The 22,586-nt window shown below is 64.7% G+C and carries 16 protein-coding genes; 10 read left to right on the top strand and 6 right to left on the bottom strand.

Annotated features, from left to right (window positions below; all coding sequences use genetic code 11):
- The first annotated feature begins 16 nt into the window (after window positions 1–16).
- From K0H49_RS09920 to gshB, 9 genes are all read left to right on the top strand, one after another.
- Entirely contained in the window at window positions 17–1,600 is a 1,584-nt protein-coding gene (locus K0H49_RS09920) for an outer membrane protein assembly factor BamB family protein (RefSeq protein ID WP_219211625.1), read from the top strand.
- Window positions 1,590–2,699, top strand: a complete 1,110-nt coding sequence (locus tag K0H49_RS09915; RefSeq protein WP_219211623.1) for a hypothetical protein — start codon at window positions 1,590–1,592, stop codon at window positions 2,697–2,699. The genes K0H49_RS09920 and K0H49_RS09915 overlap by 11 nt, the downstream gene beginning before the upstream one ends.
- Window positions 2,696–3,586: an alpha/beta hydrolase family protein gene (locus tag K0H49_RS09910; RefSeq protein WP_219211621.1), complete on the top strand. Its 891-nt coding sequence runs from the start codon at window positions 2,696–2,698 to the stop codon at window positions 3,584–3,586. The genes K0H49_RS09915 and K0H49_RS09910 overlap by 4 nt, the downstream gene beginning before the upstream one ends.
- Before the next feature lie 77 nt (window positions 3,587–3,663).
- Window positions 3,664–4,056 carry a hypothetical protein gene (locus K0H49_RS09905; protein WP_219211620.1) on the top strand — a complete coding sequence of 131 codons (393 nt, stop codon included), beginning with the start codon at window positions 3,664–3,666 and terminating at the stop codon, window positions 4,054–4,056.
- Between the two features lie 265 nt (window positions 4,057–4,321).
- On the top strand, window positions 4,322–4,684 hold the full coding sequence (locus tag K0H49_RS09900; protein WP_219211618.1) for a hypothetical protein: 363 nt from the start codon (window positions 4,322–4,324) through the stop codon (window positions 4,682–4,684).
- A 151-nt stretch (window positions 4,685–4,835) separates the two neighbouring features.
- Window positions 4,836–5,609, top strand: coding sequence for a hypothetical protein (locus K0H49_RS09895; protein ID WP_219211616.1), 774 nt, complete (start codon window positions 4,836–4,838; stop codon window positions 5,607–5,609).
- 2 nt (window positions 5,610–5,611) lie between these two features.
- A complete protein-coding gene (locus tag K0H49_RS09890; protein ID WP_219211612.1) occupies window positions 5,612–12,778 on the top strand; it encodes a calcium-binding protein in 7,167 nt (2,388 codons plus the stop codon).
- Between the two features lie 42 nt (window positions 12,779–12,820).
- Entirely contained in the window at window positions 12,821–14,071 is a 1,251-nt protein-coding gene (locus K0H49_RS09885) for a benzoate/H(+) symporter BenE family transporter (RefSeq protein WP_219211610.1), read from the top strand.
- Window positions 14,068–15,021, top strand: a complete 954-nt coding sequence (gene gshB, locus K0H49_RS09880) for a glutathione synthase (protein WP_219211608.1) — start codon at window positions 14,068–14,070, stop codon at window positions 15,019–15,021. The genes K0H49_RS09885 and gshB overlap by 4 nt, the downstream gene beginning before the upstream one ends.
- Before the next feature lie 36 nt (window positions 15,022–15,057).
- On the opposite strand, the gene K0H49_RS09875 is transcribed toward gshB, so the two are convergent.
- The 3 genes from K0H49_RS09875 to K0H49_RS09865 form a co-directional block, all read right to left on the bottom strand.
- Window positions 15,058–17,262 (bottom strand): TonB-dependent receptor, encoded by a 2,205-nt coding sequence (locus K0H49_RS09875; protein WP_219211606.1) that lies wholly within the window; start codon window positions 17,260–17,262, stop codon window positions 15,058–15,060.
- A 131-nt stretch (window positions 17,263–17,393) separates the two neighbouring features.
- Window positions 17,394–18,158: a class II glutamine amidotransferase gene (locus tag K0H49_RS09870; RefSeq protein WP_219211604.1), complete on the bottom strand. Its 765-nt coding sequence runs from the start codon at window positions 18,156–18,158 to the stop codon at window positions 17,394–17,396.
- A 2-nt stretch (window positions 18,159–18,160) separates the two neighbouring features.
- The gene (locus tag K0H49_RS09865; protein ID WP_219211602.1) at window positions 18,161–19,636 is read right to left on the bottom strand and encodes an MFS transporter; all 1,476 of its coding nucleotides are present in this window, start codon (window positions 19,634–19,636) and stop codon (window positions 18,161–18,163) included.
- A 131-nt stretch (window positions 19,637–19,767) separates the two neighbouring features.
- Here K0H49_RS09865 and K0H49_RS09860 point away from each other — a divergent pair, with 131 nt between their 5' ends.
- Window positions 19,768–21,189, top strand: a complete 1,422-nt coding sequence (locus K0H49_RS09860) for a zinc-binding metallopeptidase family protein (protein WP_257624647.1) — start codon at window positions 19,768–19,770, stop codon at window positions 21,187–21,189.
- Here the strand turns inward: K0H49_RS09860 and K0H49_RS09855 are convergent.
- From K0H49_RS09855 to K0H49_RS30540, 3 genes are all read right to left on the bottom strand, one after another.
- Window positions 21,159–21,413, bottom strand: coding sequence for a cysteine-rich CWC family protein (locus K0H49_RS09855; protein WP_219211599.1), 255 nt, complete (start codon window positions 21,411–21,413; stop codon window positions 21,159–21,161). The two genes, K0H49_RS09860 and K0H49_RS09855, sit on opposite strands and share 31 nt — an antisense overlap.
- 25 nt (window positions 21,414–21,438) lie before the next feature.
- Entirely contained in the window at window positions 21,439–22,065 is a 627-nt protein-coding gene (locus K0H49_RS09850; protein WP_219211598.1) for a L,D-transpeptidase, read from the bottom strand.
- A gap of 110 nt (window positions 22,066–22,175) precedes the next feature.
- Window positions 22,176–22,445, bottom strand: a complete 270-nt coding sequence (locus tag K0H49_RS30540; protein ID WP_257624646.1) for a proteophosphoglycan ppg4 — start codon at window positions 22,443–22,445, stop codon at window positions 22,176–22,178.
- Between the last annotated feature and the right edge of the window lie 141 nt (window positions 22,446–22,586).

Here is a 22,586-nt window from a genome sequence, read left to right as displayed (position 1 = left end):
GATCTATCTCACCGGAATGCGATTCGGCAAGGACGGACTGAGTTTCGATTTTCGGGAATTGCTCACGGATGGAGCCAACGCCCGGCAGGCGGGCGCATTGATGTGGGCACTGATCCGCGCGTTTCAGCCGCAGGTGCTGGTGGGCCCTGGCTTCGGTGCCACCCCTCTGCTGTATGGCATTGCGGCGGCAGCGCTGGATGACGGCATAAACCTGCAGATTCTGATGGTGCGCGATCAGCGCAAGGACCGCAATCAAAAGCGGTGGGTCGAAGGCAATCGCCGTGTGGCCGAAGGCAAGCGTGCCGTCTTTGTCGACGACTTCATGAAATCGGGCTCTGCATGGCCCTTGGTGCAGAAGGCGCTTTCGGCCGAAAAGGTGACGTTGGACGTCCATGCGATCGCACTTTTCTTCGACATGTGGGAGCCTTTGGGGTCGAGGCAACTCGCCATCTCGCGCGCGCCTGTGGTCTCTCTGTTCACCCGGCACGACATCGGTCTGTCGAGAGATTGCTACGACGCTGTGCCGCCGCTGATGCGCGGCGAAGCCCCTGCGTTCATCGCCGATCGACCGCGGTGGTGGCGTTTCGACCTGCATCAGTCAGCGCAATACCCGACCAAGTCGGCGCCCGTCATCGTTGATGACGGCGTGCTCGTCGCAGACGATCGCAGCCAGCTCTGGCGTCATGACTTGAAGACGGGGGAAATCGAGTGGATGACGCCGAGCCTGGAGCGTCCGACCAAGGGCATCGTGCAACTGCCGCAGGTTGTGGACCGCACCGTGGTCTTCGGCTGCTACGACGGGACCGTCACGCGGCTCGATGTCGCAACGGGTGAGGTGATCTGGCGCCGCAAGATCGATTCGAGCATCCATGCCACGCCGTCGATCGATGCCGTGCGTCGGGCGGTGACGATCAACACCGAGCAGTGGAATCGAGGCCAACCCAAAGGCCATCTCCAATGCCTGGATCTGGACACGGGGCGACTCTTGTGGCGGCATGCCCATGCCTGGTGGCCTCCCGGCAGCACGCTGCTCTGCGCAGAAGAGAGGTTGATCGTTGCGCCGTGCAACGATCAGACGCTCGTGGCCGTCGACGCCACAAACGGAGCGCTGGTGTGGCAAGTGCGCACACACGGGATCGTGCGGGGACGTGCTACCCAGGCCGGGGCGTACCTGCTTATTGCCACCGAGCGCGGCTACCTGGAATGCCGCAGTGTCGCCGGCGGTGCGCTGCACTGGCGCGCCCGATATGGCAAGGGCCTGTGGCACCAGTTTCCCTTGGTCGTCGGCGATGCCGTCATCGTGCTGGACGGCAAATGGCATGTCAGTGCCTTCGATCTGCATACCGGCGTGCTGCGGTGGCTGGGCCGATTGCGCAGTCCCGGCTGCTGGCAGGCCGTCGCCTGCGGCCCGTACATCGTCGTCCTCTCCACGCAAGGCCATCTGGCCGTGTTTTGCCCCCGACGCGAGGTCAAGGTCTGGGAAGGGCGACTCCCCGGGACCTTCCATCAACCACCCGCGGTGCACGGCGGCAGTTTGGTCGCTGCAAGCAATACCGCAGGTCTTCTTGCCTACGACATCCATCCCTTCTATGACAACTGATTCCGAGCCTCAGGCCCTGTCGAACGCAACCGTTGGCCAGTCCGACTGGTGGGTCGTGAGTCAGGTCAAGTCCCACCGGGTCGTCTACTTCACCGACGACGCCGACTACGCGCCACCCCGCGAGGGCGATTGGTACTACGTCAGCCCTTACCGCGGCCAGCTTCCGAAGGGGATGACGCTTCGCAACTGCTGGCGTTGGCGCTTCAATGGTCACGACTTCGCCGATGCCGGCGCCGGCCAGAAAAAGCGGGAAATCGATTCGCTTCTGCACCACAACAAGGAAGCGCTCGTCAAACTGCTTCGCGAGAAGATCGATGCCGTGCGGCGACCGTTTGGGGCCTCCTGCATCTCGGGTGAAAAGGTCCGGGAGGCCAAGCTCGCCGAGGCTCACATGCTGCTCGACGCCAATATCAGTCCTCCCGATGACGGCTTCCTCGTGGCGTCGGCGGCGGTGAAGAACTGCTCTGTGCGAGAAATGGCGCATCGGGTGAGCGAACTGCACGCGGCGGAACATCGAATGCTCCGGCAGACCGAGCAACTGCGCGAATCCCTCAAGGCCGCCATCGAAAAAGCGGAAACGCACGATGCGCTGATCGAACTTCGTGGGCGTCTGCTGAATGAGCTGGCGCCGGAGCTGAATGCGCTTCATGCCATTCGGCCTTCTCATACGACTCCTCAGCAGAAACAAGCCGCCCTGCTGCCTCGCGAATTGGCTGCCGAGCAACTACGGCTGAGGGTGCAGCTCCGAGAAAAGATCAACGACCTGCGGCGCCCCTGCGTGTCGCACTACCTGTTGGACGACATCGTGCTCAAGCACCGCGGGCGTGTTGCGCAGTCCGTCATTGCCGCAGGCGGTGCGTTGCCGCCCGGCATCGATGGGTCGACGCTCAAGAGCTATGCGGCTGCCCGCGGCATGTCCTTGGTCGCGGCTGCCAAGGACACGCTCACCGAGATGGATGCCACCGCCTGGTTGCTGCTCGAGACGGAGCAGATGAAGGACGCGATGCTGTCGCGGATTGCCGCCACCGCCACCTTCGATGCCCTGAAGCAGCTGGGTACAGCCATCGCCGCGCTTCAACCACCCCGGAAAGAACCATGAGAAAGCTCATTGCCATCGGCTGCGCCGTCGTGCTGTATTTCGCCGCATCGGCGCCTGCCCGGGCCAAATGGATCGAGGAGCAGATGGACCTGCCCGTTCAGGTCAGCGACAGCTATGGCAAGACGATCGCGCAGTCCATCAAGGTCACTGTTTTTCGGGACGACAGCAACCCCACACCCGCACCCGTGCTGGTGTTGAACCATGGCCGCTCGGCGGAGGCCACCGAACGCGCCGCGATGGGGCGCGCGAAATATCTCAAGGCGTCGCGCTACTTCGTCGCACAGGGCTTCATCGTGGCCGTGCCGACCCGCATCGGCTACGGAGACACGGGAGGCGAGGACGTGGAAGACACCGGCAACTGCAACACCAAGCGCTACGAACCCGGCTATGCCGCATCCCTTGCGCAGACCGTCGCGGTGCTGGAGGCCGTCCGCAGCCGGCCTGACGTGGACCGGGAGCGTGTCGTCATTGCGGGTCAATCGTTTGGGGGCACCACCGCCATCGCAGCGGCGGCGCAGCGCATTACGGGCGTCGTGGCGGTGATCAACGTCGCTGGCGGTGGCGGCGGCAATCCGAAGACCCGGCCGCAGCGGCCCTGCGGACCGCAAGTCATGGAACGCCTCTTCGGTTCCTATGGCAAGACGGCCCGGGTGCCCACGCTCTGGATCTATACCGAGAACGATCAGTACCTGGGGGCCAAGTACCCCCGCGAATGGTTCCAGGCCTTCAAGGACGCGGGCGGTGTCGGCGAGTTCGAGCAGTTCCCGGCGCTGGGTGAAGACGGGCATTCGCTCTTCGTCCGATTCCCGGAGGTCTGGCAGCCCAGGGTGCGGGCATTTCTGGATGGGCTGGGCTTTGTTGCGCCACGAGGAGGTGTTGGCAAATGAAGCAGTTTTGCGGACTCATTGGAGCGTTGACTTGCGTTGCAGCGCTTCTCCCGGCGTGCTCGCAAGCACCGTTGCACATGCAACTCGACGTCGATTCCGTACGGACGGTGCACTCCCCTCTCGTTTTGAAGGAAGCAGTGCTAGAGAGCGTTGGTGCGAAAGAAAAGCCTGAGCCTTCAAATGATGTACCGAAGAAAGAAATTCCAATCATTGAATTAATTCGCCGCATCGTGACGAATGACGATCTTGAGGAGCCGAGGCGCCTTTTTGGAGAGACGATGGGGCTGAAGGAGTATGGCGTTTACCAGATGAAATGGGGGGGTGCGTGCGGTCTCGGCAAATTCGAAGGAGGTTGGTTCCGCTTATCGAGGTGTCGAGAGCATCGAGTACTCAAAAAGCAATCTGCAGGATCAACAAGCCACAAGACGATATCTTGGGTTTCTTCTGAATTCAAGTGTGTCATGTCTTGATGTTGATCAGGTTGTGTCAGGGTTTGGCGAAGAATTTGTGATAGCTCCGCCACACATCGTCGCGCCTATAGCAGGTTCGTTTGAAGGCGAAACAGTTACGCCCAGACGTTCGGTTCCCGGCTTGATTTATCAAAAAATCAGGTTTGCGGATGGAGCTAAAGGGCGAGTTGGGCTCTATTTCTATCATAACAATTGCGTGGACTATGTAACCATGGGGTTTTAAAAATCTCATTCGTTCGGAAAATAAATAGATCCGGGAGTAAAAATGACCTCAACTGAAAAAATATCGCTAGCTTGGTTGAATGGCCCTGCGAGCAAGTTCGGCGCTCTGAATATTTCAAACGACGCAATTGAGTTGATTAATAAATCCGAATCTCTGAAATCTAGTATCCGTGCATATGCGGAAAGCGAAGCTGCTGGAAAAGTAAGGGCGTTGGCGAAAGATGGTGCAGCGTCCTACCATATTCCTTTTGGGGATGCAAGAGGATTTTTGGAATTTTCTATCGATTTGCTGTCGGCTCCCGAAAAACTTTCAATGTCTTGGCCCATGAGCTTGGGCATTTCGAGGTCGAAAGACAGGACGCGCCGATTTTTAGGGCAAGGGCTAACGCGCTGGCGGAAAAAATAAATCTGAGTGTGAGAAGGCCAGGGTTTCCGCATCGTGACCGGTGTAAATCCGGCTGATCAAAAGGGGCGCCTGGTCTGACCAGCTGCGTGCACACGATCAGCGTATCCATCGGAAGAGTAACCATGACCGTCAGCATTGAAGGAGTAAAAGAATGAAGCGATTGAGCGGATTTAATTGGTCTTTGTGCGGTGCCGGGGCACTCCTTGCAGCGTGCTCGCAAATGCCGATGCCCCCACCGCCCGAGGTCGATGTTGTTCAGGCCTCGCGCTCCACCCAGTTGACGCCACCACCCAAGCTGGTGCCCCAGCCCGAAGGGACGCCGCTACCCCCGCGCGATCTGCGCATCGCGGAGCGCTGGCCTCCTGAGATCAAACAGTTGATCGACAGCATGCTGAGCTTGTTTCCCAAAGGGGAGCGACCACCGAACGTGCGGGAGGTCGAGAAGAAGATGGGAATCGTGTTGACGGAGAGGCTGCTTAAGCAAGAGGAGATGGGCTATCTGAGCAAACGGTATGTGGTCAGCGGTACGCGCTATATGGCGCTGGTCTCAGGTTTTCCAGAAGGATCTGACCTTGAACAGCGTTACTACATTGATAACGGTCGCAATACGGGCGGGGAGCGGCGGCAGGTTCTGACTTTGGTGACGTCGCCTCCGCAGAGCGGGTTCTGCCTCGACCCCTACGAACTCGCGGTCTACACCGGTGCCACCTTCATCAACGGTGACACAACGGTGCATTCGGACATCCGAATCTGGGCGCCCGCTTATGTGTGGGGGCTCTTCGACTGGAGCAGGACGGGACGTTACATCGGTCAGGGTTTCAGCATCGTGATCGGCGTGAATCCGCCTGACCAAAAAAGAGAGCCTGACTCTACAAATTGTGTGCAAACGATCACTGTTCAAGGTCGATATCTAGCGAAGGAATAACCATGACAACCATCAATAAAAATGTCTTTTCCCGACTCGGCAACGCGAATGCTTCGCTGTTGAGTCGTGCACTCGAATTGCTTAACAACCAGGCAATGAGTTCGCTGGAGCCCTTGAGGCAGACGTTGGCGAATGGAGCAACCGTTATCCGGATGGCGACTGATACGGATGCCGTTCCAGCGGGGGCGCATGCCATGTATGTCGACCCCGAGCAGGATCCTCATGGCAATGCCAAAGGGCCGGGCTTCATCGTGGTCAACGCAGGGTACTTGACGCGTGCCAGCGATGCCAATGTCCTCCAGTTTGTGGACGATTTGAACCATGAAGGCGCGGGTCACGGTGCTCAATTGCGCATCGGAGGACGTGGTGCTGCCGCGCGGGAACTCGTCGAAAACCCTGCCGGACTCTCCCTCACCGCCCGAGCCGACCGCTACGTCGAATCATGGCTAAAAGACGAAGCTGGCGCGCGCTACGACTCCTATCGTTTCCGCAAGGAGCTTGCCGGGTTGGACTCCGAGTACACCGCGTCGAACCGCGCCACGCTCGCGACCGATCCTTTGTACAAGGAATTCGCGCGCCTCGAAGGCCTGGCCGACGGACTGGGGCTGACCGGCACCGCGCGATCAAACTACATCGTCGACAACTCATGCAAGGAGATGGCGGCCTACGACGGGCATTCGTACCGGGAGACCGCCCTTGCGTACGTGCTGAAAACGCTGCAGTTGAAAGACACGGATGAGGGCAAGGCCTACCTCGCTCACGCCCGCCAGACCTACAACGCCATGGGCTACGAGGTGGCCGATCCGGTGATGTACGACGACAACTCGTCGAGCGCGAGCATCGTCTACGAGAACGGAGACCGCACCGATCTCGATTTCGATGCGGATGGCGCGATCTACCAAAAAAGCGATACGGTTGCCAAGACAGACGGGTCGTTCATCACGTCGGTCACCGATGGCGCTGGCGTGCTCCTGAGGACGGCCGTTATCCAGCGTTACGACGATGGGTCGACGCTCACGACTACGACGCGGCCCGATGGCAGCGGCACGCTGCACGCCACCGATGCGACGGGCACATCGATTCACGATGGAAGCTTCGCGCGCGATGGCACCACCGGCACCGTCACCGAAACCCGCAACGGCCGAACGGTCGTCTTCGACGCTGACTTCGATCCCGATGGCGGATTCACGCTCAAAGGCATTGTGTCGATCGATGGACAGCCACCGCTCGACGCCGAGACGGTAAATGCGGCCTTCGCCGAACTCGATGTCGACCTCGCCGGCTACTGGCGCGGCGAAGGCGCGGGCGCCGTGAACCAGTTGATCGTGGCCGCCGATGCCGGCGACGCTGACGGATTCGCCGCAGTGCCTGGCAGCGAGGTCGGCGGGGCAGATTGGTACACCTCAGCCAACGCGCAGCGCTTCGGTGATGCGCTCACCAGCGTGCAGAGCCTGATCGCAGGGTTGCGCAGTGGCAAGCCCTTGCCGATCGCGACGGGTGTGTTCGGCATTGCCGCCAGTCTGCTGCGACATGCCGAACTCGACGCGAATGGTGCGCCAGTGCTGGACGCTCAAGGGCGGCCGATCCTGCAATCCGATTCCCCTTTGCTGGCGGATCTGTCGAACGCGCTGGGCACCCTCAATGCGGCGATCGGCTTGCGCGATGCGCTGGGGCGTGGCGACACCTTGGGCGCCATCAACAGCGGCGCCATTCTGGCGAAGAACAGCCTGGCGTTGATGGACAAGGTGCTTTCCAGCCAGATCGCGGACCTGTTGGCGAACGGGAGCTATGAAGCGGCCGCGCAACTGGTTGAAACACAGAGCTTCGTGAATGGCGCAGCGAACGGTCTGGCCGAGGCCATTCCCTATCTCAGCCTGATCAATGCGATTGCCAAGGGCGACGAGGTGGGGATCGTGACATCGGGCCTGGCCATCCTGGACCTGGCGGGCTTTGCCTGGGCGGGACCGGTCGGGTGGGTGATCGCGGCCGTCGCGATCGTCTACAGCCTGTTCCAGGACGATCCGGAGCCGGCAGGCACGGCGATAGCTGTCAGCAACGGGGACGGTGAGCGCGTGCATGCGCAAGTGGCCTGGGCGCAGGATGGCGGGGATGCGGGAGCGCTGGGTGCCATGAACCATTTGATCGGGGCACTGGAAGGCACGCTGACCGACGCCAAGGGCATGGGCCTCATTGCCAGCCGCCTGCCCTGGCTGGAGTTCTCGGGTTCCGGTGGGGAGGCTTCCTACACCTTGGTCTGGCACGACGTCGAAACCGGCGCGGTGTTTGCGCGCAGCTTCGATCAGGACGGCAACTTCATCGGCGTACCTGGGGAGCGGGCTGCTCCAGGAGACATCGCATTGCATGGAGAGGTCGCCAACAGCCCCGATTTCTTCAAGGGCCTGCCGCTGCAGTTCATCGAGGCTGCGTTTGATGCCGAGGCGGTTGCGCCGATCTGGATGGTCAAGACGGTCGATGCGCAGATTGCGCGCGGTGCGGCGCTGGCAGGGCTGACTACCTTGCAGCGCGCGCAGGCCCAGGGGCAACTGCGCAGCACAAATCCTGGAGATGCGGCGGTGTCCTCGAGCCAAGTGGCACGTCCCATCGTTCTGGATCTCGATGGCAATGGCATCCATGTCACGGGCAAGGAGGTGAGCGGCGGTGTTTTGTTTGATGTGGACGACGACGGTTTTGCCGAGGAAACCGATTGGATCGGGCCGCGCGACGGCATCCTGGTGCTGGATCGCGATGGCGACGGCGTCATCAAGGGTGGACACGAAATGTTCAGCGATTCGCGCGTCGACATGACGCAACGCGGGTTGCACGCATTGGACGAGATCGATGCGAACGGCGATGGCCTCATCACCGCGAGCGACGAGGTCTTCTCGCACCTGAAGATCTGGCGGGACATCAACCACGATGGCCAGATTCAGGATCAGGAACTGCGCACCTTGGCGCAGCGGGGTATCGAGACGCTCGACATCGGTGCGGGTACCTTCACGATGGGCGGGGTGGGCCGCACGATGGCAAGCACTGCCTTGAAGGCCGACAGCGCGGGCTTTCTCACCCAAATGGCGGGCAACAGCCTGTTGATCGTTGAGGAGGGCGGTGCCGCGAGCCTGTTGCCGACGTCGCTTTATGATTTTGGAAAGTCCGGAGAGGCGTCCGTTCGCAATGCCCATACGCATGCCAGCGCAGACGGAAGCGTGATCGCGGTGGATGAGTTGATGGACGGCCTGGAGGACACGGCAATCGTCGTGAGCGTCGATCAGTTGCTCGGCAACGATCATGGCGCGGAAGCACTGAGTTTCGGTGCACTCGTTTCTGCCGCTGGGGGCTCGGCGGTCTTCGATGCCCAGCGCCGCACGGTGACCTTTACCCCCTTGGAGAATTTCAACGGCCTGGCGACCTTCAGCTACAGCGTTGTCGGCGCGTCCGGCCAGACCAGCGTGGCCACAGCGGTCGTCGATGTGGTGGGCGTGAATGATGCTCCGATAGCGATGAGCAAGACGGGAACTCGGCTTGCCCGGTGGGAAGACCTGGTACAGACCACCGTGGTGGATAACAGTGGAGATGGCGCCAACACGGTCCGCTATTCGGTGCCCGGCGATGCGAAGCTCGGCAGCGTTGTGAGTGGTGATGGCGTCGTTGCTTTCGCACCGTCGAGCCTGGGCGACATCAGCGGCTGGATCGGCTTCAAGGACGGCGCAATGTACTGGGGATCGGGTGAAACGGGCGTGTTCAGCGGGCCGCCTTCGCAATGGCAATTGGTCTCTGTGGATACCCCGCATCAAGGTGCAGTGACGGCAACTGATGCAGATGGCCCCTCCGACACCTTGTCCTACCGTTTGGTGGAGAGCACGCGCAACGGTGTGCTGTCGTTCGACAGTCGAACCGGCGCCTGGCGCTATGTTCATTCCGCTATCGGTGGCGCTGACGATGCGTTTGTCGTTCGTGTGAGCGACAGCCACGGAGCTTCCACCGACCTCAAGGTGGTCGTCACCAACGACGATACCGGGAGCGGCGCATGGTATGGCGAGGGCGAGGGTGGGCCAGATGGGCCGGGCGGCGATGCAGGGAGCGCTACCGACGGCGATGCCAGTGCCAGTGCCGATGGCGATGGCGATGGTGATGGTGATGGTGATGGCGATGGCGATGGCGACGAGACCGAGACCGAGACGGAAACGGAAACAGAGACAGAGACAGAGACAGAGACAGAAACTGAAACTGAAACTGAAACTGAAACTGAAACTGAAACGGAGACGGAGACGGAGACGGAGACGGAGACGGAGACGGAGACGGAGACGGAGGCAGAAGCAGAAGCAGAAGCAGAAGCAGAAGCAGAAAGTGAAGGCGAGGGCGAGGGCGAGGGCGAGGGAGAAGGTGGAGAAGGCGGAGAAGGCGGAGAAGGCGGAGAAGGCGGAGAAGGCGCGCCAGTGGTGATCGATCTCAACGGGAATGGTTTCCGCTTTATCTCGTCGCGCGAATCTCATGCGTTCTACGACTTTGCGGGCAACGGAACGCGGCAGCGGACGGGATGGATTTCTGGTGCGGACGGTCTTCTCGCCTATGACGCGAACAATGACGGTCGCATCAGTCAGCGTGATGAGATTCGGTTCAAGGGCTATCTGCCCGGCGCGCAAACGGATCTCGAAGGGCTGCGTGCCTTCGATACCAACAAGGATGGACAACTGTCTGCGGCGGACGAAAAGTGGGCCCGCTTTTATATCTGGCAAGACGCCGACGAAGACGGTCTGCAGACCGCTGGCGAACTGTTGACCCTCGGTCAGCGGGGCATCACGTCGATCTCGCTGACGAGCAATCAGGTGGCGAGCGAGGTGTCGGGAAACACCATCTACGGTATTGGCAAGTACACGCGCGTTGATGGTTCGGTTGGCCTGCTTGACGACGTGAAGTTCGCGGGAGGCACGGAGCAGGCCACCTCAAGTCCAGATGACTTTGTGACCGCAGTCGAAGGCGGTGCAGCGGTATCTACGGGCGCCGGAAACGACCGTATTCAAGGCAGTGACGCTGCGGATCGAATTTACGCAGGTGCCGGAAACGACAAGGTGTGGGGTGCCGGCGGTGACGATGTGATCTACGGCGACTCGGGTGACGATGTGCTGGATGGCGGGCTCGGTGCCGATCAGCTCTGGGGCGGCAAGGGCAACGACTTCATCCTGGCTGGAGACGGTGACGACTTCGTCTCGGGCGACGATGGCAACGACTCTATTTCTGGAGGCGACGGCGATGACCTGATCTACGGTGGAGATGGCGTCGACATGCTGTACGGCGGTGCAGGCAACGACTGGTTGTACGGCGGCAATGGCGCTGACCGATTGCAGGGTGATGGGGGCAACGATGTGTTCGTCGTCGGCAATGAACTCGATGTGGTCATCGAGGGCGTGAATGGCGGCATCGATACGATGGTGGCATATGTCACTGTCCGTGCTGCCAGGAACGTGGAGAACGTACTTTTGGCTGGCTCCGACGATATCGGCGCCAAGGGCAACGTGCTGGACAACGCACTCTACGGCAACCAGGGGGACAACTTGCTGGATGGTGGCGTTGGCGCAGATTTCATGTCGGGCGGTGCCGGAAACGATACTTATGTCGTGGACAATGCGGGTGATGTGGTCCTGGAGTTTGCCGATGGTGCGCGACCTTCCGATGCCTCGCCCAGCGGATTCGGCGCCGACAACAGGCCCGATCCAACCGGGTTCAACGCGTTGGGCCACGAGGGCTTTGCTGGCGGTCAATGGGGCGTGGACACGGTCCGAGCCTTCTTGGACTATCGGTTGGGCGCCAACGTCGAAAATCTTGAGCTTTTCGGGTCCGCAAGACATGGCATCGGCAACGATCTTGACAACGTCATCACGGCCAACCATGCGGGCAACATCCTGGAGGGCGGCGCCGGCAACGACGTGCTGATCGGCGGGGACGGTGCTGACACCTTGATCGGCGGCGTCGGCAACGACGCGCTCTATGGCGGTCAAGGCGACGATACCTACCTCTGGGGACGGCATCAAGGCAATGACCGCATTGGGGAGCGCGGTGGGGTCGACACCATCGTACTGACCGATCTGAATGTCGAAGATATCTGGGTTCGACGCCGGCCTGAAACCGGCGAATTGGTGCTATTTGACAAGCAGACAGGTCAAAGCCTGAGTTTTTCCAGCGCAATCCCTGCGGGCACGGACGGTCCGGCAGTGATCGAGCGCGTTCTGTTTGCTGATGGCAGCGCGTGGAGTGCTGCAGACCTGCAGAATGCCGCGCAAGACAATGCAGGCGTCTATGTCGGCACGTTGGACAGTGAATTTCTGGAGGGCGACATCGGCAATGACATCCTCGATGGAGGCCGGGGCGACGACACCCTGTACGGCGGCGGTGGCAACGACACCTACCGCTACCGTTCCGGTGATGGCAACGACCGCATCATGGAGATGGGCTCCGACGACTGCGACACGCTGGAACTCCTGGACCTGAATGCGAGCGACATTCGCGTGGCGGCAGGCACGGGTCGCGCAGACGACAGGATCATCGATCGAGCCACTGGCCAGGCGATCACGCTCGACCTGGGTCTGACGCCATCGCCTTGGAACAGTCCGGGCTATGGCGTGGAGCAGGTGAGGTTTGCCGACGGCACGGTGTGGGGCACGGCGCAGCTCAAAGCGGCAGCCAATGCGGACGAAACCTTGGTGGGTACGGCCGGAGCCGACACGTTGGAGGGCTTCGGCGGCAACGACGTGCTGGACGGAGGTGCTGGCGATGACATGCTCTTCGGAGGCGCGGGCGACGATACGTACCTGCTTACGCTGGGTGGAGGCGCGGATCGCTTGGTGGAAGACGATGCAACGCCGGATGTGGTCGATACCGTGCAGTTGGGTGCCGGCATTGCGATGGACCAACTATGGATGCGACAAGTCGGCAACGACCTGCAACTCTCGGTCATCGGGACTCGTGACAGCATGACCGTCGCCGATTGGTATCTCGGAAACCAACACCACGTGGAGCGAATCGTGACTGCGGACGGTGCGTCCATTCTCGACAGCCGAATTCAAGCACTGGTCGACGCGATGGCAGGGTTTGCTCCGCCCGCGGCAGGGCAGACCACGCTGCCCCCAGACTATCGAGAAAGCCTGGGTCAGGTGATCGCTGCGAACTGGCAATAGAGGGGCGCAAGCGGGTGGCCTGCCTGACGGCACAATCCCCGCATGCGATTTTTCAAAGACCTGAGCCTGTCGGCCTTCACCGCGGGCTTCGTCGCGGTGCTCGTGGGCTTCACCAGCTCGGTGGCGATCGTGTTCCAGGCCGCGCAGGCCTTCGGTGCGACGCCGGAGATGATCGCCTCGTGGATGTGGGCGCTGGGCCTGGGCATGGGGCTGGCCAGTGCGCTGCCCTCGCTGTGGCTGCGCAAGCCCGTGATGATCGCCTGGAGCACGCCGGGTGCGGCCGTGCTGGCCACGGCCGGCGCGGGCTACGGCATGGGGGAGGCGGTCGGTGCCTTCATCGTCTGCGCGCTGCTGATCACGCTGTCGGGCGCTTCCGGCCTGTTCGAACGTGTGATGAACAAGATCCCGATGGCCCTGGCCTCGGCGCTGCTGGCCGGCGTGCTGGCGCGCTTCGGGCTCTCGGCCTTCACCGCGGCGCAGACCGCGCTGCCGCTGGTGCTGCTGATGCTCGCCACCTACCTGCTCGGAAAGCGGCTCGTGCCGCGCTATGCGGTACCGCTGACCTTGCTGGTGGCCATCGTCTATGCGGCGTTGCGCGGGCAGCTGGCGTGGTCGTCGGTGCACTTCAGCCTGGCGATGCCGGTGTTCGTGATGCCGGTCTTCACCTGGCAGGCGGCCGTGAGTCTGGCGCTGCCGCTGTTCGTCGTGACCATGGCCTCGCAGAACCTGCCCGGCGTGGCGGCGATCCGCGCGGCCGGCTACGACATGCCGGTGTCCAAGCTCATCACGATGAGTGGCCTGGTCACGCTGGTGTTCGCGCCCTTCGGCGGCTACGCGCTCAACCTGAGCGCGATCACGGCCGCCATCTGCATGGGCCGCGAGGCGCACGAAGACCCGGCCCGGCGCTACACCGCCGCCGTGAGCTGCGGCGCGATCTATGTGGTGATCGGCCTGTTCGGTGCCGCGGTCACCGGCCTGCTCACGGCCTTCCCCAAGGAACTGGTCGCCGCCATCGCCGGGCTCGCGCTGCTGGGCACCATCGGCGGCGGCCTGGCCGCGGCGGTGCGCGACGAGTCGCACCGCGAGGCCGCGCTGATCACCTTCCTGGTCACGCTCTCGGGCGTGACGATCGCGGGCATCGGTTCGGCCTTCTGGGGCGTGGTGGCCGGCGCGCTGGCGCTGGCGATCCAGCAGCTCGGCAAAAAGGCCGTGGCCGGCAAGGACATCGCGCCTGCCTGCAAGATCAGGCAAGAAAGCAAGGCGGCCGAACGCGTCGCCGGAAAGACACCATGAACCTCCTCTTCGTCGCCGACCCGCTCGATCAATTCAAGATCTACAAGGACACCACCTTCTCGATGATGCGCGAGGCGCAGCAGCGCGGCCATCGCATCGCGGCCTGCCTGCCCGAAGACCTGCAGTGGGTTTCGGGCGGCCAGGTGACGGCCACCGTGCGCCAGATCACGCTGACCGGCGACCCCATCGACTGGTTCACGGTCGACATCACCGAGACCCGCGCGCTCAAGGATTTCGACGGCGTGCTGATGCGCAAGGACCCGCCCTTCGACGCCGAGTACATCTACGCCACGCACCTGCTCGAACAGGCCGAGCGCGAAGGCGCGAAGGTGGTGAACAAGCCGCGCGCGCTGCGCGACCACCCCGAGAAGCTCGCGATCATGGAGTTTCCGCAATTCACCACGCCCACGCTGGTCACGCGCAGCGCCGAGTCGGTCAAGGACTTCCATGCCGAGCACGGCGACATCATCCTCAAGCCGCTCGACGGCATGGGCGGCATGGGCATCTTCCGCGTGCGGCAGGACGCGCTCAACCTGGGCTCGATCGTCGAAACCCTCAACAAGGGCGGCGCCGAGACCATCATGGTGCAGCGCTTCGTGCCGCAGATCGTCGAGGGCGACAAGCGCATCCTGATCATCGGCGGCGAGCCCGCGCCCTTCGTGCTGGCGCGCATTCCGCAGGGCACCGAGGTGCGCGGCAACCTGGCGGCCGGCGGCAAGGGCGTGGCCCAGCCGCTGACCGCGCGCAACCGCGAGATCGCCGAGACCGTGGGCCGCGCGCTCGCGCCGCGCGGACTGCTGCTGATCGGGCTCGACGTGATCGGCGATTCGGTCACCGAGATCAACGTGACCAGCCCGACCTGCTTCCAGGAGATCACCGACCAGACCGGTTTCGACGTGCCGGCGATGTTCCTCGATGCGCTCGAGGCGGAACTGAAAAAGGGACCCTGAGGTCCCTTTCGATGCGGGCGCGGCGGCCTTCGACGCTCAGAAGTCGAAGGAGGCGCTCACGCTGAAGGTGCGCGGGTTGCCCAGCACCAGGTAGCCGTTCTCGGGGTAGCCGCCGACCGAGGACCAGTAGTTGCGGTCGGCCACGTTGTCCACGCGGGCGCGCAGCGTCACCAGCTTGCCGGCCATCTCGGTCACGTAGCGCGCGCCGAGGTCGAGCCGGCCCCAGCCGGGCACGCGCAGCGTGTTGGCGCTGTCGGCATAGCTGTGGCCGGTGGCGACCACGCGGGCGTCGAAGGACAGGCCGCGCACGCCGGGCACGTCCCAGTCGACGCCGAGGCTGCCCTGCACCTTGGGAATGCCGATCACCGTCCGGCCGTCGGTGGCGGCGGCGCCGGTCGACTTCTGCTTGGCGTCGAGCAGGGTCAGGCCGCCCAGCAGCCGCAGGCCCTTGTAGACCTCGCCGAAGGTGGTGAGCTCAAGGCCCTGGTGGCGGTCCTTGCCCGCCTCGACGAAGAACTGCTGGCTGTTGACGAAGGCGCGCGGCTTGTCGGTGGAGAAGAAGGCGATGCCGCCGCCGATCGTGCCGCCGTCGTACTTGAGGCCGATCTCCTTCTGCTTGGACACGTAGGGCGTGAGCTGCGCGCCCGCGTTGAGCACCGGACCGGTGGTCGAGGTGGTCGGCGCGGTGTCGCCCTTGCTCAGGCCTTCGACGTAGTTGGCGTACAGCGACACCTGCGGTTGCAGCTTGTAGACGAAGCTGGCCATCGGGCTGGTGCGGCTCTTGTCATAGGGTGAGGCCACGCCGGTGAAATAGGCGTAGTCGGTGCTCGACAGCGTCTGGTGGCGCAGGCCCAGCGTGAGCAGCGCGCGGTCGTCGAGGAAGGACAGCGTGTCGCCCACCGCCAGGCTGCTCAGCCGCACCTTGGTCAGCAGCGAAGGGTTGGCCAGGTCGTTGCCGCGGAAGGCGCCCGCCGTGAAGCCCGGCAGCGCGATGCCCACCGGGGTGTAGATGCTGCTGACCGTGTTGTTGAAGTAGTCCCAGGCATAGGCGTTCTTCTCCTCGAGCTCGTAGAACGAGTACGAGGCCACCAGCGAATGCTTGACCGGGCCGGTGCTGAGCTTGGCGCGCACGCCGAACTCGGCGGTGCGGGTGTCGTCCTGGCGCTCGTTGTCGAAGCGGGACATGTTGCCTGCGCCATTCGCGTTGGTGACCGTGATGCCGGCCAGCCGGTTGCCTTCGAAGCTGCGGCGTGCGCCGGCCGCGCCCCAGACCGTCACGTCGGAATTGATGTCGTATTCGCCACGCACCGAGCCGAAGGTGTCGCGCTCGTTCGAGTAGGTCCAGGGCTGGGCGTAGTTGACGGTGTTGTCGGCCGCCGACGGCACCGAGGTGAGGCCGGCGCCCAGCGTGACGTTCGGGCGCGGGCGGGTCAGGCGGTGTTCCTGGTGGCCGAAGTCGGCCGAGATGCGCGCGTCGCGGCTGCGCCAGTCGAGGCCCAGCGAGAACAGGTCGAGCTTGACCTTCTCCTCGTCCACGCCGGTGCCGCCCTCGCGGTGCAGGGCGTTCAGCCGGATGCCGGTGCTCTGGTCGGGGCCGAAGCGGCGCGAGATGTCGGTCGACACATAACCCTGCGAACCGCTGCTGACGCCGGCGCTGACCTGCGTCAGCGGGTCGTTGCCCGCACGTTTGGGCAGCAGGTTGATGTTGCCGCCGATGCCGCCGCCGCTGGGCGTGGCGCCGTTGAGGAAGGCGCTCGCGCCGCGCAGCACCTCGACGCGCTCGAACAGCTCCGACGCGATGTACTGACGCGGCAGCAGGCCGTAGAGGCCGTTGTAGGCGATGTCGTCGGAGTTCACGATGAAGCCGCGGATGAAGTACGACTCCTGGAAGTTGCCGAAGCCGCGCGCGACCCGCACCGAGGGGTCGTTCTGCAGCACGTCGGCCACGCTGCGGGCCTGCTGGTTCTGGATCAGTTCGCTGGTGTAGCTGGTGGTCGAGAAGGCCGAGCTCATGATGTCCTGCGTGCCCAGGATCCCCACCCGCCCGCCGCGCGCCACCTGCCCGCCCGCAAAGGGCTTGGCCAGGCCTTCGGCCGAGGCGTCGGCGCTGGCTTCCACCGTGACGGTCGAGAGGGTGCCCGAAGCGTCGGTCGGCGCGGTCTGCGCGAAGGCGGCCCAGGAATGCAGCGCCAGTGCGGCGGCAATCGTCACGGGGCGCACGGGGAAGGGGGTGAAGGACATGGCGTGATCGGAATGAGTTTGCAAATGCGAACCATTATTATTAAATGCCACGACCCGTGGGCGCCCGCAATCCGCGCGGGTCCCTGCTTCTGCGTTGTTTTTTTGGCGCGCCGGGCGCGCCGGCGCCGGGCTCAGCCGGCCCGGCGGCCGTCCACGAAGACCGCGAGTTCGCCGGGCGCGAAGGCGGTCCAGGTCTCGTTGGTGGTGAGCGGCGCGGTCACGATCACGGCCACGCGGTCGTCGGGCGTGGTGTGCTGCGCGAAGTCGATCGCCACGTCCTCGTCGGCCAGGTGCGCCAGCATGAAGGGGTGCTGGCGCTCGATGTACCAGAGGTTCGTCGAGGCATGGGCCCACAGCGCCTGGCCGTTCGACAGCATGAAGTTGAAGGTGCCGTGCCTGGCGATGCGCGGCGCGAGTTCGCGCAGGGTGAGCGTGAGCTCCTCCACGCTGGGCACGTCGGCATGCGACTTGGCGAGCTCTTGCATCAGCCAGCAGAAGGCATGTTCGCTGTCGGTGTCGCCCACCGGGTGGAAGTTGCCGTGCAGCCGCGGCCGGAAGTCCTTGAGGTCGCCGTTGTGGGCGAACACCCAGTAGCGGCCCCAGAGCTCGCGCACGAAGGGGTGGCAGTTCTGCAGGTTGACCCGGCCCTGCGTCGCCTTGCGGATGTGGGCGATCACGTGGCTGCTCTGGATCGGGTAGCGCCGGATCAGCTCGGCCACCGGCGAGGTGCAGGCCGGCAGGTGGTCGACGAAATGCCGCAGGCCGCGGTCCTCGAAGAAGGCGATGCCCCAGCCGTCGGCATGGTGGTCGGTGCGGCCGCCGCGCTGCGCGAAGCCGGTGAAGCTGAAGGTCACGTCGGTCGGCGTGTTGCTGTTCATTCCCAGCAGTTGGCACATGCTCAGGTTTCCTCGGACGTGGTCTTGGGGGGGAAGGGCGCGCGGACGCGCAATTGCCAGGCCGCACAGATGGCGAGCGCGCACAGCGCGGCCAGCATCAGGAAGACTTCGTTGAAGGCGGCCAGCCGCGCCGGGCTGCTCATCGGGTTGGTCAGTGAGTCGCCGTGCGCCGCCAGCCGCCACTCGAGGGCGATCGCGCACAGGCTCACGCCGGCCGCGCCGCCCAGCATGCGCAGGAAGCTGATGGTGCTGGCGCCCTGCGGAATCAGCGGCTTGGCCAGCGGCCGCATCGAGCCCAGGTTGAGCGAGGGCAGGATGAAGCCCAGCCCGATGCGCCCGATGACCGCGAAGATCACCAGCAGCCACAGCGCGCTGCCCAGCGAGAGCGCGAGCATCAGCGTGAACGAGACCGCCAGCAGCGCCAGGCCGATGCTCACCAGCAGCCAGGTGGGCTGGCGGTCGGCCAGCCGGCCCACGCCCGCGATGGTGAAGGCCAGCACGATGCCCGCCGGCAGCATGATCGTGCCCACGTGCGAGGCCGACAGGTGCAGCGCCACCTGCATGTAGACCGGCAGCAGGTAGGTCGAGCCGAACAGCGCCGCGCCGTAGATGAAGGCCACCACGGTGCCCATGGAGAACTGTCGGTAGCCGAACAGTGCCATGTTCATCAGCGGTGCGCCTTCGGCGGCCATCAGGCGCTTCTGCCACCAGATGAAGAGCACCAGCGACGCGGCGGCACCGGCCAGCAGGGCCGCGGCCTCGAGCGGCGCATCGCCGCGCAGCGCGACCAGGCCGTTGAGCAGGCACAGCGTGCCCACGGTGCCGATCAGCAGGCCGCGCCAGTCGAGCCCGCTGGTGCGCGCCGCGCTCACGCCGCCGGGTGCGGTGGTCGGCACGAACTTGTAGGCCAGCCAGATCGAGGCCAGGCAGAAGGGCACCACCATGAAGAAGATCGAGCGCCAGCCGAACAGGTCGACCAGCACGCCGCCGATGCTCGGCCCGATGGCCGGCGCCAGCACCACGCCCATGCCGAAGATGCCGCTGGCGCGGCCCTGCTCGTGCGGCTCGAAGGCGCGCAGGATGATGATGGCCGGGATCGGCTGCACCACGCCCGCGGCCAGCCCCTCGGCCACGCGCGCGATCAGCACCAGCGAGAAGTTGTTGGCCAGCCCGCCCGCGATGCCGCCGGCCAGCAGCAGCACCATCGTGCCGACATAGGTGCGCCGGTAGCCGTAGCGGCCCAGCAGCCAGGGCGTGGTCAGCATCGACACCGTCATCGCCACCATGAAGCCCGAACTCACCCACTGGGCGCGTTCCTGGCCCAGCGAGAAGTAATGGCTCATGCCGGGGATCGCCACGTTGACGATGGTCGACGACATGATCGAGGCCATGGTGCCGACCATCACCGACAGCAGCAGCAGCCAGCGGTAGCGTTCGCCATAGCGTTGGCTCAGGGAGGGGAGGGGCGAGGCGGTCATGAGGCGGCGGTCGGGCGGCCGTTCGGGGTCGGCCTGTCCTACAAGGATATCGGTCTTTGCGCTTCGCGGCGCCTGGAAGCGGGGGAGACAATGCCTGCGCTGTCCCACACCCACCCAGAAGAACATACACCATGGACTCTCTCACCGATGACGGCGGCCAGGCTGTCGATCCGCAGGGGCTTCCCGACGGCAATGCCTCCTCGCTGGCGGCCGACCTGCGCGCGCCCACCATCAGCCGGGCCTACCAGTGCCAGTGCGGCCGGCCGGTCTTCCTCGGCAACAGCCAGTGCCTGGCCTGCCGCACGCCGCTGGGCTTCGTGCCCGAGCGGCTGGGCGTGGTGCCGCTCTCACCTGGCCCGGAAACCGACACCTTCACCGTCTTCGGCGACGCCGGCGGCCCGGTGCTGCGGCGCTGCGCCAATTTCCTGACCGCGGCCGGCTGCAACTGGATGGCGCCCGTGCCGGCGCAGGGCGGCGACGCCGCGCCTTCGCCGCAGGGCCTGGCGCCCGGCTACTGCCTGTCGTGCAGTGCGACCCGGACCATCCCCGACCTTTCGATCGAGAGCAACGGCACGCTGTGGCGCAAGCTCGAGCAGGGCAAGCGCCGGCTGCTCTCGCAATTGCTCGCGCTGGGCCTGCCGGTGGTCACGCGCCATGCCGACCCGGTGCATGGCCTGGCCTTCGACTTCCTGAGCAACGTACCCGGTGGCCAGCATGTGCTGACCGGCCACGAGATGGGCGTGATCACGCTCAACGCCGAAGAGGCCGAGGACGCGGTGCGCGAGCGCATCCGCGCCGAGATGCGCGAGCCCTACCGCACGCTGGTGGGCCACTTCCGCCACGAGATCGGCCACTACTACTGGGACCTGCTGGTCGCGCCCACGCCCTGGATCGAGGGCTTCCGCAGCCTGTTCGGCGACGAGCGCGCCGACTACGCGACCGCTTTGCGCATGCACTACGAGAACGGCCCGCCCGCCGACTGGGCGGTGCGCTTCGTGACCAGCTACGCCAGCTCGCATCCCTGGGAGGACTGGGCCGAGACCTGGGCCCACTACCTGCACATGGCCGACACCGCCGACACCGCGATGAGCTTCGGGGTCGATGCGCAGAACGTCGAACTCGCGAGCGATCTCTTCACCGTCGAAGACCTCTGGCAACCCGAGCACCCGGGTGCGCTCAAGTTCCTCGACTTCCTCAATGGCTGGGTGCGGCTGACCAACGTGCTCAACGAGTTGTCGCGCAGCATGGGCCAGCCCGATTACTACCCCTTCGTGCTGCCGCGCGCGGCGGTGGGCAAGCTGCAGTTCATCCACCAGGTGATCACCGAGCAGCGCCAGCGCGACCACGCGGGCGCGCCGCAGGACGAGGCCACGAGCACCGACGTGCCGCTCGACGCCGCCCCCGCGCCGCTGCCGCCACCGGTCGATGCGCCGATGGAGAACGGCCAGGGACAGAGCCAGGGCCAGGTGCAGGCGCAGCAGCCTTTCTGCCAGACCGGGCTGCAGCAGAACCAGGGGATGTTTCAGGACGACGCGGGCACGTCGCCGCGCTGAACGTCGTCGGCGGCTGCTGCTGCGCAGCGTGCGCAGATGCAGGCCTGTCCGCGCGCCTCGGTCGGGACGCGTGCCAGCAGCGCCTCGTCGAAGCTGAAATCCGCCGCCATGCACCAGCAGGGCGGTTGCACTTCACCGGTCGCTCGCTCGATCTCCATCGCGCAGACGTTCGACGCGCCGCACAGAGGGCAGCGCGTGGGGTCGGGCGACAGGGGCGAGGGCATGGGGCGATTGTCGGCCCTGCCCGTTTCAACTGGGTGCCAGGAAGGGAAAGTGCTCGCGCAGGCTGCTGGCTTCCGGCAGCACGTAGACCACGCCGTGGGCGCTGCCCAGTGCCGGCTTCACATAGGTGTCGTAGAAGCTCGCCGGCACATTGATGCAGCCATAGGAAATGCGGTTGTCGGCCACGGTCGGCGTGGCCAGCCGCTCGAGGCGGCGATCGGCCTTGCGGCTCGCGCGCACGCGGTGCATCGAGACGGCCGCGTCGTAGTCGACCCAGACGATGTCCTCGCCGCCGGTGTTGCGTCCGGGCTCGGAGACAAAACGCCCCGCCGGCGTGGTGCGTTCGTGCGGCTGGATCTGCGCCATCGGCCGCTCGCCGATGCCCGGCACCGAGCGGTCGCCGCGCGCCAGGCCCAGCAGCACCGGCGACGAGGCCTGCAGCCGGCCTTCGGCGTCGTAGACGTACAGACGCGCGTTCTTCTTGTCGATCACGGCGAAGGGCTGGCGCTGGTGGTTGTTCGAGGCCAGCACGCCCTGCACCACGGTGCGCACGTCGGTCGACACCGTAGGCGCCGGCGGCGCCGCCTGCGCGACGGCCGCGGCCCCCAGCAGGGCGATCGCGGCGATGCGGGTACGGAAGGAGGAACGCGTCATGTCGGCCCTTCGGGATGCGATGACGACGCAGTGTCGCCGGGAAGCGTTTCCAACGCACGAGGCCGGCAGCGCATGGCGATGCCGGCCTCGTGTGGCGGCGTGGGCCGCGATCAGTTGCGGTCGGCGCGTGCGGGACGCATGGCCGGCGCGGGCATGGGTGCCGGTGCCGCGGCCGGTGCGGCGGTGCTGTTCATCGGCGCGCCCGCGGCAGGGCCGGTCGGCGTGCCGGTGGTGCCCATCGGCGTGCCCATCTGGGTCTGCTGACCCGCGGCCGTGGCCGGGTTAGGTGAAGCGTTGGTCGGCGGGTTGCCCTGGGCGAAAGCCATGCCGGCGGTGCCGAGCAGCAAGGCGGCAAGAAGAGGGGCGGTGCGTTGGATCATGTCGTATCTCCTAAGGTGGCGGAACAAACAGGGTGTCGACCGAACCGGCGGGGCCGGCATCGCTGCTGGCCCTTGTGGACAGCTGAATGGACCTTAGGGGCCGGCGCCGGGCGCCGGGTCGGCATGCCGCGCGGTGCCGTG

The organism is Variovorax boronicumulans (genome assembly GCF_019352895.1).
Taxonomy (GTDB): domain Bacteria; phylum Pseudomonadota; class Gammaproteobacteria; order Burkholderiales; family Burkholderiaceae_C; genus Variovorax; species Variovorax boronicumulans_A.
This window is presented reverse-complemented; position numbering and strand designations above follow the sequence as displayed.

Coding starts and splice junctions, on each gene's coding strand:
- K0H49_RS09920 (WP_219211625.1), top strand. CDS start 17: ATGCGATTCGGCAAGGACGGACTGAGTTTCGATTTTCGGGAATTGCTC.
- K0H49_RS09915 (WP_219211623.1), top strand. CDS start 1,590: ATGACAACTGATTCCGAGCCTCAGGCCCTGTCGAACGCAACCGTTGGC.
- K0H49_RS09910 (WP_219211621.1), top strand. CDS start 2,696: ATGAGAAAGCTCATTGCCATCGGCTGCGCCGTCGTGCTGTATTTCGCC.
- K0H49_RS09905 (WP_219211620.1), top strand. CDS start 3,664: ATGCAACTCGACGTCGATTCCGTACGGACGGTGCACTCCCCTCTCGTT.
- K0H49_RS09900 (WP_219211618.1), top strand. CDS start 4,322: ATGACCTCAACTGAAAAAATATCGCTAGCTTGGTTGAATGGCCCTGCG.
- K0H49_RS09895 (WP_219211616.1), top strand. CDS start 4,836: ATGAAGCGATTGAGCGGATTTAATTGGTCTTTGTGCGGTGCCGGGGCA.
- K0H49_RS09890 (WP_219211612.1), top strand. CDS start 5,612: ATGACAACCATCAATAAAAATGTCTTTTCCCGACTCGGCAACGCGAAT.
- K0H49_RS09885 (WP_219211610.1), top strand. CDS start 12,821: ATGCGATTTTTCAAAGACCTGAGCCTGTCGGCCTTCACCGCGGGCTTC.
- gshB (WP_219211608.1), top strand. CDS start 14,068: ATGAACCTCCTCTTCGTCGCCGACCCGCTCGATCAATTCAAGATCTAC.
- K0H49_RS09875 (WP_219211606.1), bottom strand. CDS start 17,262: ATGTCCTTCACCCCCTTCCCCGTGCGCCCCGTGACGATTGCCGCCGCA.
- K0H49_RS09870 (WP_219211604.1), bottom strand. CDS start 18,158: ATGTGCCAACTGCTGGGAATGAACAGCAACACGCCGACCGACGTGACC.
- K0H49_RS09865 (WP_219211602.1), bottom strand. CDS start 19,636: ATGACCGCCTCGCCCCTCCCCTCCCTGAGCCAACGCTATGGCGAACGC.
- K0H49_RS09860 (WP_257624647.1), top strand. CDS start 19,768: ATGGACTCTCTCACCGATGACGGCGGCCAGGCTGTCGATCCGCAGGGG.
- K0H49_RS09855 (WP_219211599.1), bottom strand. CDS start 21,413: ATGCCCTCGCCCCTGTCGCCCGACCCCACGCGCTGCCCTCTGTGCGGC.
- K0H49_RS09850 (WP_219211598.1), bottom strand. CDS start 22,065: ATGACGCGTTCCTCCTTCCGTACCCGCATCGCCGCGATCGCCCTGCTG.
- K0H49_RS30540 (WP_257624646.1), bottom strand. CDS start 22,445: ATGATCCAACGCACCGCCCCTCTTCTTGCCGCCTTGCTGCTCGGCACC.